This window comes from Microbacterium sp. APC 3901, assembly GCF_030407765.1.
Classification (GTDB): Bacteria; Actinomycetota; Actinomycetes; order Actinomycetales; family Microbacteriaceae; genus Microbacterium.
In genome coordinates, this window is the sequence record NZ_JASDCU010000005.1 from 47874 (window position 1) to 60839 (window position 12966).

Here is a 12966-nt window from a genome sequence, read left to right on the forward strand (position 1 = left end):
GACGCTGCTCGTAGCATTGACTCATGCCCTTCTCCGGAGAGATCCATGAACGCGTGGCGAACGCGCCGGTCGTGCCGCGCGGACTGCCCCTTGTCCTGCTCCTCACCGGTTTCACCGACGCGGGCAACGCGGTCTCGGGCCTCATCGAGCACCTGCGGGAGACGACCTCTCCTCAGCCCGTCGCGGTCTTCGACAACGACGTGCTGCTCGACTACCGCGCGCGTCGCCCGGTGATCTCGTTCGATCAGGACCACCTGACCGAGTTCCGCCCCGCACGTCTCGAGCTGTCGCTCGCGACGGACGCACTCGGACAGAAGTTCCTCCTCCTCGCCGGCTACGAGCCCGATTTCGCATGGAATGAGTTCGCACGCACCGTGCTCGACCTCGCCGACGAGTTCGAGGTCTCCGGGCTCAACTGGGTGCACTCGATCGCGATGCCTGTTCCGCACACCCGCCCCATCGGCACGACGGTGAGCGGCAACAGACGCGAGCTCACGGTCGCGCACTCGGTCTGGCGCCCGCGCACTCAGGTGCCGGCGACCGCGGGCCACCTCCTCGAGTTCCGTTTCGCCGAGCACGGCGATCGCGTCGTCGGCTTCGTCCTGCTCGTCCCGCACTATCTCGCCGAGACCGAGAACCCTGATGCGGTGATCGCGGCTGCCGAGAAGCTGATGGCGGCGACCGGTCTGGTGATCCTGCTCGACGAGGTGCAGGAGCGCCGAGAGGACTACCTCACCCGCGTCGACGAGCAAGTGCTCGGCAACGACGAACTGCAGCAGATGGTGCAGGGGCTCGAGCGCCGCTACGACGCATACATGGCTGGTCGCGATCCCGAGGACGGGTCGTACGACGAAGGGGGTTTCAGCGAGCGCGACCTGCCGAGCGCAGACGAACTGGCCGCAGAGCTCGAGCGCTACCTCGCCTCACGTCCCAGCGGCGACGAGGACAAGCCGGGTCGGGGCTGACCTCCGCGACGCGAAGTTCGGCGGATTGCGCCTGCATGCCCACACGTGTGCGATACTAGGAGTCTGACCCGTTGTCAATCGATCTTTCCGGAGATCGGACTTGACAAGGGTCTTACTAGTGTCCGAAATGCTCCGGGGCCTGCGAGCGGCCCCGTGAAAGGCGAAACGTGACTCCTGCCACGACGAAGAAGACCCGGACGAAGAAGACCGCCGACGCTCCTGAGGTCGACGCTCCTGTCGAGGAGGCGGCCGAGAAGCCGGCCCCCAAGACGGCTGCGCAGCGGGCCGCCGCCAAGCGCGCGCCTGCGAAGAAGAAGAAGGCCGAAGACATCGTCGAAGACGACGAGACCCCTCCCGCCGCAGAGCCCGACGAGGACGACGAGGACTCGAAGCCCAAGTTCACCGAACCTCTGCCGACCGGCGCCATCGTCATCTCGTCGAACGACGACGAAGACGTGCCCGTCTACTCGACGCAGATCACCGGTGCGACCGCCGACCCGGTCAAGGACTACCTGAAGCAGATCGGAAAGGTCGCCCTGCTGAACGCGGCCGAAGAGGTCGAGCTCGCGATGCGCATCGAGGCCGGACTGTTCGCCGAGGAGAAGCTCTCCACGATGACGGCCGCCGAGAAGGCCAGCCAGCTCGGACTCGACCTGCAGTGGGTCGCCCGTGACGGCCAGCGCGCCAAGAGCCACCTGCTCGGTGCGAACCTGCGTCTCGTCGTCTCGCTCGCCAAGCGCTACACCGGCCGTGGCATGCAGTTCCTGGATCTGATCCAGGAGGGCAACCTCGGTCTGATCCGCGCGGTCGAGAAGTTCGACTACACCAAGGGCTTCAAGTTCTCGACGTACGCCACCTGGTGGATCCGTCAGGCGATCACCCGCGCCATGGCCGATCAGGCCCGCACCATCCGCATCCCGGTGCACATGGTCGAGGTCATCAACAAGCTGGCCCGCGTGCAGCGCCAGATGCTGCAGGACCTGGGTCGCGAACCCACGCCTGAAGAGCTCAGCCGTGAACTGGACATGACGCCCGAGAAGGTCGTCGAGGTGCAGAAGTACGGCCGCGAGCCGATCTCTCTCCACACGCCGCTCGGTGAAGACGGCGACAGCGAGTTCGGTGACCTCATCGAGGACACCGAGGCCGTGGTCCCTGCCGACGCCGTGGGCTTCACGATGCTGCAGCGCCAGCTCGAGCAGCTGCTCGACTCGCTGTCCGAGCGCGAGGCCGGTGTCATCCGGATGCGCTTCGGACTCGGTGACGGTCAGCCCAAGACCCTCGACCAGATCGGTGACACGTTCGGCGTGACGCGTGAGCGCATCCGTCAGATCGAGTCGAAGACGATGGCGAAGCTCCGCCACCCGAGCCGCTCGCAGTCGCTGCGGGACTACCTCGAGTGATGCAGGCGAACGAGGGCAAAGCGCTCGAGGCGCGTGTCGACGGCAAGAACTACGCGCGCATCCCGCTGCGGACGCGCGTGGTCATGCCGAACGACGATCTCGACGCAGTCGTCATGGAGTACGCGAAGGATGCGGTGCAGCCGGGCGACCTGCTGTTCGTGACCGAGAAGATCGTCGCGATCACGCAGGGTCGGTCGTACCGACTCGATGAGATCTCGCCGCGCCCTCTCGCGCGCTTCCTCTCGCGATACGTCGTCCGCACCTCCTACGGCATCGGACTCGGAATGCCCGAGACCATGGAGATGGCGCTGCGGGAGTGCGGCACGCTGCGGATCCTGTTCGCTGCCGGCGTCTCGGTCATCACCAAGGCCTTCGGCCGTCGCGGCGATTTCTATCGCATCGCCGGCGACAAGGCCCGTGCGATCGACGGTCCGACGAAGAACACGATCCCGCCGTACAACCAGGCTGTCGTGCTCGGACCGAAGGATCCCCGCGGGGTCGCGGAGCGCCTGAAGAGGATGCTCGGCGGAAACCTCGAAGTGGCCGTCGTCGACATCAACGACATCGGCGGCAACATCCTCGGTTCGACGCTCGACAAGGCGGGCGAGCGTCGGCTCGTCGAGATCCTCGGCGACAACCCGCTCGGACAGGCGACGCAGTCGACCCCGATGGGTATCGTCCGCGAGGTCTGACCCTCCACCTTTCGACAGGCTCAGGGACTCAGGTCCAGTGCCCCAGACAGCAAGAAGGCCCGGATGTTCGGCATCCGGGCCTTCTTCGTGTCTTGAGCGCGGTCAGAAGCCGATCGCGGCCTGGTAGCGCGGCTTGTGACCGGTGCGGATGCCCGTGACGCTCGGCTTGTTCTCGTATACGCCTGCCCCCCAATTGCCCTCGACCAGGACGGGCCCGTCGGGGGTGACGACGACATCCCAGCCGACGTACTGGATCTGCGGCACGACACGAGCGACCTGATCGACGAACTCGCGGACCTCATCCATCATCGGCAGCTGGAAGTCGGCGATAGGGAACCCGGAGTCGGGGTGCGTGACGTGCACGTGGCCGTGCGAGTCGTACCCGGAGCCCACCGAATGACCGTTCTCGTCGAGCATCGTGTAGAAGCCGCCGAAGCTCATCTGGTCGCTCACCGCGCCGCGCCCGAACTTCTGCGCCATCGCGAGGATGTGCGTCCTCTCGCCGTCGAAGAAGGCCGTGATGCGCGTGGTGTTGACGGTGCCTGGGCAGACGGCCGCGAGATCGGCGTGCTGGCGGATGACTTCTTCGACGAGCACCTGCTTCTTCGAGAGCAGCTCGGCGTGGAACGCGTTCCAATCGGTGACGTCGGCGGCGTGGTAGCGGTGCACTCCGGTGCCAGCCTGGCCGTGGGTCTCTTTGACGACGATCGTGCCCTGACGCTCCGTGAAGTCCCGCAGCTCGTCTGCGTTGTCGTCGGTGATGAGCATCCACTCCCGCTTGAGGAAGGCGTCGAAGACGGCGTTGAACTCCGCCTTGTCATGGAAGAGGTGACGGTAGTCGGGGTGGTCGTACTTCTGCGAGATCTCGTTCGACACCGGGTGGGTCATGAACGTGTCGCGCTCCGCCTTGGTGAGGATCGCGAAGTCGTAGTCGATGTAGTCCTGGAACCCGACGTTGTGACGGCCGGCAGACCAGAGCATGTCGACGACCACGAGCGGCACGGCCTTGCCATGCTGGGACGACGCCTCTTTGGCTCTCTCGATGACCGAGGCGACGTCGATGCGGCGGGCACGCGCCAGCAGATAGCGGACGCGGGGCGCGAGGGAAAAGCGTGACATGGATCTCCAAGGTCGGGGTCTCCTCCAGTCTACGGTGGGTGCGCAGGGCATCCTGAGAAGGCGGAGCTAGGCTGGAAACGTGTGTGAGAAGACATCGAGCTCCCGTCCGCGCGCGCTGATCTCACGGTCCGCGCTGGCCGCTGCATCGGCTGCCGCGGTCGATGCCGGGGGCCGCGTGGCCGACCTTCGGCGGGATGCCTGGGGGCACGGTCTGTTCGCTGTCGCCCACGCCGTCGTCGCTGCAGGCGCGGCTGCCGTGCGGGTGGATTGCGCGGCAGAGGCCGAGGCATTGGCGCTGGAGGGCATAGACGCGGTGACGGACGTCGCTGCGGACATCGACCCGACCCTGCTCTACGGCCTGCCTGACGCTGACGGGACGCTGCGGACGCGGCCGGTGATGCGTCTGGTGGGCAGAGTGCTCTCGACCAAGCCACTCGCAGCCGGAGACGCGGTCTCGTACGGCTACACGCACCGAGCGACGCACGATACGACCGCCGCACTGGTGACGGGCGGATACGCGCAGGGGATCGTTCGCGCTCTGGGCAATTCTGCCCATGTCGAGATCGAGGGCGTTCAGCGTCCGATCATCGGGCGTGTCGCGATGGATGTCTGCGTGATCGATCTGCAGGGCTCGGCCGGAGTCACCCCCGGAGCCGACGCGACGTACTTCGGAGGACGCGGATCCGCCGCTCCTGGCCTTGCGAGGTGGGGGGCGGTGACAGGACTCACGATCGCCGAGCTCATCGTGGTCGCGGGCTCCCATGCCGAGCGGGGGTGGGAGGCATGAGGCGCCCGGAGCTGCGCGTCGACACGGACCGCTTCCGATCGAACATCCGCGCCGTACGCGATCGCATCGCTCCGTCAGAGCTGATGATCGTGCTGAAGGATGACGCCTACGGTCACGGTCTCCGCTGGGCGGTGGAGGCCGCCCAGGGAATGGGCGTCGAGTGGTATGGGGCGTACGACGTCCGTAGCGGAGTCGAGACCAGGCGCGTACTGGGTGGCACCGGGCGCATCTTCGCCTGGGCCACCTCGACCGACGATGAAGTCGACGAGGCGCTGCGCGCAAGCATCGACCTGGGAGTCGGATCGGCGGAGTATCTGGCCCGCATCACGGCGGTGGCGGAGCGACTGCGAGTGCGGGCGCGGATCCACCTGAAGATCGACACCGGACTGCATCGCAACGGTCTGCTTCCCGCCGAGTGGGACCGCACCATCGGCGAGGTGCGAGCGGGTGAGGCCGCGGGGCATCTGCAACTCGTGGGCATCTGGAGCCATCTCGCCGAGGCCAGCGATGGCGAGGACGACGAGGCTCAGAACCTGTTCCTCGATGCCGTGCGAGCGGCCGAGCAGTCGGGCACGACTCCCGAGGCTCTGCACCTGACGGCATCCGCCGCGTCCTGGTGGCGCCCTGAGCTTCGCGGCTCGGTGTCACGGATCGGCGCGTTCTGCTATGGAGTCCGCTCCGCCGACGGCCCGGAGCTCGCCGGGGTGACACCGGTCGCGGAACTCTCTGCGACGGTCGTCGACATCGTCGACGGGAACGCCGTGGTGGGCATCGGAGCATTCGACGGCATCCCGTCGACGCTGACAGGGGCCCGAGTCGGCACGCCGGCCGGGGCCCGTGGCTTTCTGAGCATCGACGCGACGACCTCGATGGTCGAGGGGTGGCCGGGAATGCGGCTCGGCGACCCGGTCTGGATCTTCGGCGCAGGCGAGCACGGCGAGCCCAGCGCCACGACCCTCGCCGAGCGCATCGACACCGTCGGCGAGGAGATACTGACCCGGCTCACGGCTCGCGTCCGACGGGTCAGCACCCCTTAACGAATGCGGAGCCCGTCAGATGACGGGCTCCGAGGCGGATCGAACCGCAGCTGATCAGTCGATCAGGCGAGCGGTCTCGTCGTGCCAGCTCGTTGCGATGCTGCGGAGCTTCTCTTCGTACTTGCGCCCGTGGTGCGCGCAGAAGAGGAGTTCGGAGCCGTTGACCTCGGCGGCGATGTAGGCCTGAGCGCCACACGAATCACAGCGATCCATGGCGGTCAGGCGGAACTCGACGGCGGAGGTCTCACGTTCGGTCGTTGCGTTCATCATGGTGCCTCCTTGAGTGTCGGGTTCGCTGGTTGGGCGTGTTCAATACAACCACGCTGACGCTGTGCGCATGCCCGCTTTGCGGCGTGTTTCGCTCAGCGCGTACGCACCGCACCCGTCCCGGGCCTTCGCGGGGAGTGTCTGCGGCTCGATCAGAGGGATCGCGAATAGAATCGGAGATTGTGACCGCCGAGTATTCCGCCCATCATCTCCAGGTGCTCGAAGGGCTCGAGGCCGTCCGCAAGCGTCCCGGTATGTACATCGGTTCGAACGGATCCCCGGGCCTGATGCACTGCCTCTGGGAGATCATCGACAACGCCGTCGACGAGGCCGTCGCGGGCAACGGCTCGAAGATCGACATCATCCTGCATGAGGACGGCAGCGTCGAGGTGCATGACCGCGGCCGTGGCATCCCCGTCGACGTAGAGCCCCGCACCGGCCTCACCGGAGTAGAGGTCGTCTTCACCAAGCTGCACGCCGGTGGCAAGTTCGGCGGCGGGTCGTATGCGGCATCCGGCGGTCTGCACGGTGTCGGCGCCTCAGTGGTCAACGCCCTCTCCGAGCGCCTCGACGTAGAGGTCGACCGAGGTGGCAAGACCTACGCCATGTCGTTCCACCGCGGCGAGCCGGGGCTCTTCGCCGACAAGGGCGAGAAGCGTCCGGATGCCCCGTTCACGCCGTTCCAGGACAAGAGCGAGCTGCGCGTGGTCGGCAAGGCGCCCCGCGGCACGAGCGGCACCCGCATCCGCTACTGGGCGGACCATCAGATCTTCACCAAGGACGCTGCGTTCCAGCTCACTGACCTGGTGACCCGTGCGCGTCAGACGGCCTTCCTCGTCCCGGGGCTGGAGCTCGTGATCCGCGATGAGCGCGCGGCCAACGGCTCCGAGGTCGAGGGGCAGCCCACCGAGACCTCCTACCGCTATGACGGAGGCATCTCGGAATTCGTCGAGTACCTTGCGAACGATGCACCCGTCACAGACACGTGGCGCATTCAGGGCGAAGGAACCTTCAAGGAGACTGTTCCGGTTCTGCAGGCCGACGGCCACATGATCGCGACCGAGGTCGAGCGCGTCTGCGCCGTCGACATCGCGATGCGGTGGGGCACAGGCTATGACACGACGACCCGTTCGTTCGTGAACATCATCGCCACGCCCAAGGGCGGCACTCACAACCAGGGCTTCGAGCAGGAGCTGCTCAAGGTCCTCAGGGCGCAGGTCGATCAGAATGCCCGCCGGCTGAAGGTCGGCAGCAACGACAAGCTCGAGAAAGACGATGTGCTCGCCGGACTCACCGCGGTGCTCACCGTGAACGTCCCCGAGCCGCAGTTCGAAGGCCAGACGAAGGAGATCCTCGGCACACCGGCGGTACGTCAGATCGTCGCCCAGGTGCTTCGCAAGGATCTCGCCGCCCGGTTCAGCTCGACCAAGCGCGACGACAAGAGCCAGGCGACGCAGCTGCTCGACAAGGTCGTCGCCGAGATGAAGGCTCGAGTCTCTGCGCGAGCCCACAAAGAGACCCAGCGGCGCAAGAACGCCCTCGAGTCGTCGACGCTTCCGACCAAGCTGGTCGACTGCCGCACCAACGAGGTCGAGCGCAGCGAGCTGTTCATCGTCGAGGGCGACTCGGCTCTCGGCACCGCCAAGAACGCGCGCAACAGCGAGTTCCAGGCGCTGCTGCCGATCCGCGGCAAGATCCTCAACGTGCAGAAGGCTTCGGTGGGCGACATGCTCTCCAACGCCGAGTGCGCCTCGATCATCCAGGTGATCGGCGCGGGCTCCGGGCGCAGCTTCGACATCGACGCCGCACGGTACGGCAAGGTGATCCTGATGAGCGATGCCGATGTCGACGGCGCACACATCCGCACGCTGCTGCTCACGCTCTTCTACCGGTACATGCGTCCGCTCATCGAGCACGGTCGGGTGTTCGCCGCTGTGCCTCCGCTGCACCGTGTGATCGTGATGAACCCGGGGTCCAAGCCCAACGAGACGATCTACACCTACAGCGAGCAGGAGATGCACGCGCTGCTCGCGAAGCTCCGCAAGTCGGGCAAGCGCTGGCACGAGCCGATCCAGCGTTACAAGGGGCTCGGCGAGATGGACGCAGAGCAGCTCGCGAACACCACGATGGAGCGCGGCGGACGCCTGCTGCGCCGTGTGCGCATGGAGGATGCCGAGGCGGCCGGTCGGGTGTTCGAGCTGCTGATGGGCAACGAAGTCGCACCCCGCCGCGAGTTCATCATCGACTCGTCCGACCGTCTGTCGCGTGAGTCGATCGACGCCTGATCGTCAGCGCTGCAGAGCCAGTGCGGCTCGGTAGGCGTCCAGCAGTGCGTCGCGGTGGGTGTCCTGAGCGACTCTCTCCCGATGAGCGATCGCGGCTGTGCTCATCTGAGTGAGCCGCACCGGATCGTCGCGCAGCTCTCGGATCGCGGTCGCCAGGCCCTCGGCATCCGGTGTTCGGGTGATCACACCACCGCCCTCGGGCAGCATCTCGACGAGGTCGGGATCCGTGACGATCACCGGCAGACCGGCGGCGATGCCCTCGAGGATCACCATCGGCTGGTTGTCGAAGTCGAGAGAACTCGACACCAGCACGTGAGCGTCCCGCATCGCCTCGAGCACGCGCGATTGGGGGACGCCGCCATGCACCGTGAGCCGGCCGGCCGCCATGCCCGCCGATGCCGCGGCGATGCGACGCCTGGCCACACCGTCTCCCAACATCTCGGCTCGGATGCCGGAGGTCCGCCTCACGGCGTCGACGAAGACCTCGGGACGCTTCTCGGGCGAGAGCCTGCCGCACCACACCACACGAAGCGGCTCTCCGGGCTCGAGGGTGCGCGGCAGCGCAGCGCCGACCTCGTCGAGCACCGTCGCTTCCAGCCCGTTCGAGAGCACGGTGAGCGGTGTCCGCACCCCCTGAGCCGAGAGCTTCGCCGCGAAGTGGGCTGAGGGCACGATGACCTGATCTGCGTGGTTCGCCTGGCTGACCATGAGGCGCCACATGCGCCGTGCCGCTCGCGTCTTCGTATAGGGCGCGCTGCCGTCGACAGTCACACCGTCATGGCTCAGGCGGCGGCGGTGCATGGCGGCGAGCAGCGCCGTGGTGATCGAGGGCAGCGGCAGCACGGAGCGGGTGTAGACGTCGATGCGCCCGTGCATGGTCTGCACGACCGGCAGGCCCAGAGCCTTCGCCGCCTCGAACCCGCCCAGCGCTGCGAACATCTCGGTGTGCACGTGGACGAGCTCGATGCCGCGCGAGCGCATACCGTCTGTGAGTGCCACCGCCACTGCCGAGGGTGGCCAGGCGAACGGGTATCCGTCCGGCGCGAAGCCACGAGAGGTCGGAAGGCGCACGACGTGCGGGTCATCGCCGGACTCGGCCAGGGGTGCGAACACGAAGACCTCGTGTCCGGCATGCTCGAGCGCCTCTCGGTGCGCCTTGATGACGGTCTGCACGCCGCCGAGCGTGGGCAGGTAGTAGTCGGTGACCATGGCGATGCGCACTCGACCACAATAGGGCGACTATCGTGATGAGCATGTCCGGAGCCCGTGTGCTGGTGACGGGGGCGAGCGGGTTCCTCGGCGGCTACGTCGTGCCCGAGCTGCAGAGATACGGATACGAGGTCTTCGCCGCCGGTCGCAACGAGCAGGCACTCGAGCGGGTCGCCGATGACGAGCACCGCGTGCTCGGCGATCTGTCGTCTCTCCGCTCGCTGGATCTCCCGGTGGACGCCGTGATCCATTGCGCTGCGCTGTCGACGCCCTGGGGGCGCTGGAGGGACTTCCGCGAGGCGAACATCGACGGCACCGGTCACGTCATCGAGTTCGCCCGTCGCAACCGTGTGCGCCGTGTCATCCATGTCTCGTCTCCCAGCGTGTATGCCGAGCCTCGGGACCGTATCGACATCCGCGAATCCGAGGTCGACCGCTCCAATCGACTGAACGGGTACATCCGCTCGAAGATCGCCGCAGAGGATCTGCTGTTCGAGGCGCTGGACAGCGGCACGATCGCGGAGCTCGTGATCGTGCGTCCTCGCGGCCTGATCGGCGTGGGCGACCCGAGCCTCGTGCCCCGTCTCCTCGACGTGCACGCGCGCATCGGCGTGCCGGTCTTCGACGGCGGGGAGAACCTCATCGACGTCACAGCGGTCGAGAACGTGGCCTCGGCGCTGCGGCTCGCGGTGACTCGGGGCGACGCCGCGGGCGGGGTGTACAACATCACCAATGACGACCCGCGGCGATTCCGCGCGCTGCTCACGATCCTGCTCGAGCGGATGGGGGAGACCCCGCGATTCCGCCGGATGAACCGGCGTGTGGCCTGGGTCCTCGCATCGTCGATGGAGAGACTCTGCTTGGCCCTGCCGTCGCGGCCGGAGCCGCCGCTCACCCGATATACGCTCAGCACGATCGCGTTCTCGCAGACACTCGACATCACGCGGGCGAAGACGGAGCTCGGATACCGCCCGGAGGTGTCGCTCGATGACGCACTGGCCGGTGTGGCCGCGCACCTGAGGGAGAACACGTGACCGGTCGCCTCCGCCACTACGTCTGCGGCAGCACCTCGCATGACGTCGGCGCGATGTTCCGCGGCGCACCGCATGGTGTCCGCGAGTTCCCCTCCGGCGTGTTCTTATACGATGCCGCGGGCGGCCGGCGCGTGTTGTTCGACACCGGCTACGCGACGGGTGAGTGGAACACCGGCTGGCGCGGTGCCGTCTACCGCCGGCTGCTTCCGCCGACGGTCCGCGACGCCGACGATGTGGCCGACCGCCTACGCGCAGACGGCGTCGACCCGGCATCCGTCTCGCACGTCGTGCTGTCTCACCTGCATCCGGATCACGTCGGGGGAGTCCGTCGTTTTCCCCACGCCACCTTCGTGCTGAGCGCGGGGCACGTGCGGACGCTGTCGGCTCCACCTCTGCGCGCAGGGGTGCTCACCGGGCTGTTCCCGAGCTGGTTCCCGGATGCAGAGCGGCTCGTGCTCGACGACGAGGCGTTCTCCACGGTCGAGATCGGCGGCACCGCGCTGCGCGCTCACGATCTCCTCGGCGACGGCTCGTACCTCGTCGTCGATCTGCCCGGCCATGCCGACGGGCACCTCGGCGCGCTGATCGAGCGCCGCGTGCTGCTCGCCGGCGATGCGGCGTGGGGGAGCGATCTGATCCACGCCTCCGGGACTCTGAGAGCCCTGCCTCGCGCCGTCCAGCACGATCCGGCACGGTACTCCGCCACGGCACGGAGTCTCGGCGAGATCGCCGCCTCCGGCATCCGCGTGGTCTGCAGTCATGATCCGCTCGAGGCGAACGAGCTGCTGAGCTGATGTCGAAGCTCCGGATTCTGCGCGAGTTCGTCGCGGTGCGGTGGCTCCGCCAGTTGCGCACCCGGGCTGCGATCGAACGGCGGCAACGGCGCCTGCTCCGTTCCCACCTGAGATTCCTGCGTCGGCGGTCGCCCTATTTCCATGACCTCCTGGCGACTCGTTCGTTCGCGGACCTGCCGCTCATGGACAAGAGCGCCATGATGAGCCGCTTCGACGACATCAACACCGTCGGCATCGGGAAGGACCAGGCGCTCGCGCTGGCGATCGCGAACGAGCGCTCCAGAGACTTCGACGCAGACCTCGGCTCGAACTCGGTCGGGCTCTCGAGCGGCACCAGCGGCCACCGCGGTCTCTTCGTGGTGAGCAGCGCCGAACGCGATGCCTGGGTCGGAACCGTGCTCGCCCGCACCCTGCCACGGGGCACGCTCTTCGGACACCGGATAGCGCTGTTCCTCAGGGCGGACAACACCCTGTATGAGTCGGTCGGCTCGCGGGCGGTCTCGTTCCGCTACTTCGACGTCTACGCCGACATGGACGACAACATCGATCGGCTGCGGCAGTACCGACCGACCATCCTCGTCGCTCCGCCCTCGGTCCTGAGGCTGATCGCGCGAGCGGCCGACGCCGGTGGGTTCGATGTCGTGCCCCAGCGGGTGTACTCGGTGGCCGAGGTGCTCGAGATCTCCGACGAGCAGCGCATCACAGCCTCGCTCGGTCAGCCCCTTCTGCACCAGATCTACCAGTGCACCGAGGGGTTCCTCGCACACACCTGCGAGCACGGGGTGATCCATCTGAACGAGGACAACATCCTGGTCGAGCGCGAGGCGCTGGATGCCGAGCGGTTCACGCCGATCGTGACGGACCTGCGCCGCCGCGCGCAGCCGATCGTGCGGTATCGGCTCGGTGATGTGCTGCGCGAGCGGACGAGTCCGTGCCCCTGCGGCAGCGCGCTCACGGCCATCGAGCGCATCGAGGGGCGAGAGGGCGACACACTGTTCTTCCGGTCACTCGGCGGCCGCGATGTGCCCGTCTTCGCGGACGTGATCACGCGCGCGCTGCTCTTCGCCGAGGGGTTCGACGAGTATCGCATCACCCAGATCGGCGAGTCGCGGCTGCGGATCGCGCTCGACACCGCCGACGATCGATCTCGACGTCTCGTCGAAGACGAGGTGCATGCGCTGGCCGACCGGCTGGGCTGCGAGCGACCGGACATCGCATTCATCGACTATGTGAGCGACGGGTCCGTGAAACTGCGGCGCGTGGTGCAGGAATGGGGGGACCGGAGATGGTGAGGAACTGCGAGATCGTGGGCTGGGGGACGTCTCTGCCTTCGCGCGTCGTCCGATTCGGGGAGGAGACGCGATACCGCATCGAGGA

At 67.2% G+C, this 12966-nt stretch carries 12 protein-coding genes; 9 read left to right on the forward strand and 3 right to left on the reverse strand.

Features of this window, described 5'->3' with window-relative positions:
* Positions 1–23 precede the first annotated feature (23 nt).
* The 3 genes from QMA07_RS05940 to QMA07_RS05950 all read left to right on the forward strand — a co-directional run bounded on the left by QMA07_RS05940 (position 24) and on the right by QMA07_RS05950 (position 3057).
* Complete coding sequence (locus QMA07_RS05940; RefSeq protein WP_290160577.1) at positions 24–965, forward strand: PAC2 family protein; 942 nt, start codon at positions 24–26, stop codon at positions 963–965.
* Between the two features lie 167 nt (positions 966–1132).
* Complete coding sequence (locus tag QMA07_RS05945; protein ID WP_042540194.1) at positions 1133–2365, forward strand: RNA polymerase sigma factor; 1233 nt, start codon at positions 1133–1135, stop codon at positions 2363–2365.
* Positions 2365–3057 carry a coenzyme F420-0:L-glutamate ligase gene (locus tag QMA07_RS05950; RefSeq protein ID WP_290160578.1) on the forward strand — a complete coding sequence of 231 codons (693 nt, stop codon included), beginning with the start codon at positions 2365–2367 and terminating at the stop codon, positions 3055–3057. Before QMA07_RS05945 ends, QMA07_RS05950 begins: the two co-directional genes overlap by 1 nt.
* Positions 3058–3159: 102 nt before the next feature.
* On the opposite strand, the gene QMA07_RS05955 is transcribed toward QMA07_RS05950, so the two are convergent.
* Positions 3160–4176, reverse strand: a complete 1017-nt coding sequence (locus tag QMA07_RS05955) for a sugar-transfer associated ATP-grasp domain-containing protein (RefSeq protein ID WP_290160579.1) — start codon at positions 4174–4176, stop codon at positions 3160–3162.
* Positions 4177–4255: 79 nt separating this feature from the next.
* Here QMA07_RS05955 and QMA07_RS05960 point away from each other — a divergent pair, with 79 nt between their 5' ends.
* Both QMA07_RS05960 and QMA07_RS05965 read left to right on the forward strand, forming a co-directional pair.
* On the forward strand, positions 4256–4963 hold the full coding sequence (locus QMA07_RS05960) for an alanine racemase C-terminal domain-containing protein (protein ID WP_290160580.1): 708 nt from the start codon (positions 4256–4258) through the stop codon (positions 4961–4963).
* On the forward strand, positions 4960–6000 hold the full coding sequence (locus QMA07_RS05965) for an alanine racemase (protein WP_290160581.1): 1041 nt from the start codon (positions 4960–4962) through the stop codon (positions 5998–6000). Before QMA07_RS05960 ends, QMA07_RS05965 begins: the two co-directional genes overlap by 4 nt.
* Before the next feature lie 54 nt (positions 6001–6054).
* Here QMA07_RS05965 and QMA07_RS05970 read toward each other — a convergent pair whose 3' ends face one another.
* The gene (locus QMA07_RS05970) at positions 6055–6267 is read right to left on the reverse strand and encodes a hypothetical protein (protein ID WP_042540282.1); all 213 of its coding nucleotides are present in this window, start codon (positions 6265–6267) and stop codon (positions 6055–6057) included.
* Between the two features lie 179 nt (positions 6268–6446).
* Here QMA07_RS05970 and QMA07_RS05975 point away from each other — a divergent pair, with 179 nt between their 5' ends.
* Positions 6447–8552: a DNA topoisomerase IV subunit B gene (locus QMA07_RS05975; protein ID WP_290160789.1), complete on the forward strand. Its 2106-nt coding sequence runs from the start codon at positions 6447–6449 to the stop codon at positions 8550–8552.
* Between the two features lie 3 nt (positions 8553–8555).
* On the opposite strand, the gene QMA07_RS05980 is transcribed toward QMA07_RS05975, so the two are convergent.
* The gene (locus tag QMA07_RS05980) at positions 8556–9773 is read right to left on the reverse strand and encodes a glycosyltransferase (RefSeq protein ID WP_290160582.1); all 1218 of its coding nucleotides are present in this window, start codon (positions 9771–9773) and stop codon (positions 8556–8558) included.
* Positions 9774–9805: 32 nt separating this feature from the next.
* Here QMA07_RS05980 and QMA07_RS05985 point away from each other — a divergent pair, with 32 nt between their 5' ends.
* Genes QMA07_RS05985 through QMA07_RS05995 form a run of 3 tightly spaced genes read left to right on the forward strand, consistent with a single transcriptional unit; the run spans position 9806 to position 12881 of the window.
* Positions 9806–10795: an NAD-dependent epimerase/dehydratase family protein gene (locus QMA07_RS05985; protein WP_290160583.1), complete on the forward strand. Its 990-nt coding sequence runs from the start codon at positions 9806–9808 to the stop codon at positions 10793–10795.
* Complete coding sequence (locus QMA07_RS05990) at positions 10792–11589, forward strand: MBL fold metallo-hydrolase (RefSeq protein WP_290160584.1); 798 nt, start codon at positions 10792–10794, stop codon at positions 11587–11589. The genes QMA07_RS05985 and QMA07_RS05990 overlap by 4 nt, the downstream gene beginning before the upstream one ends.
* Positions 11589–12881 (forward strand): F390 synthetase-related protein, encoded by a 1293-nt coding sequence (locus QMA07_RS05995; protein ID WP_290160585.1) that lies wholly within the window; start codon positions 11589–11591, stop codon positions 12879–12881. Before QMA07_RS05990 ends, QMA07_RS05995 begins: the two co-directional genes overlap by 1 nt.
* Positions 12882–12966: the final 85 nt, after the last annotated feature.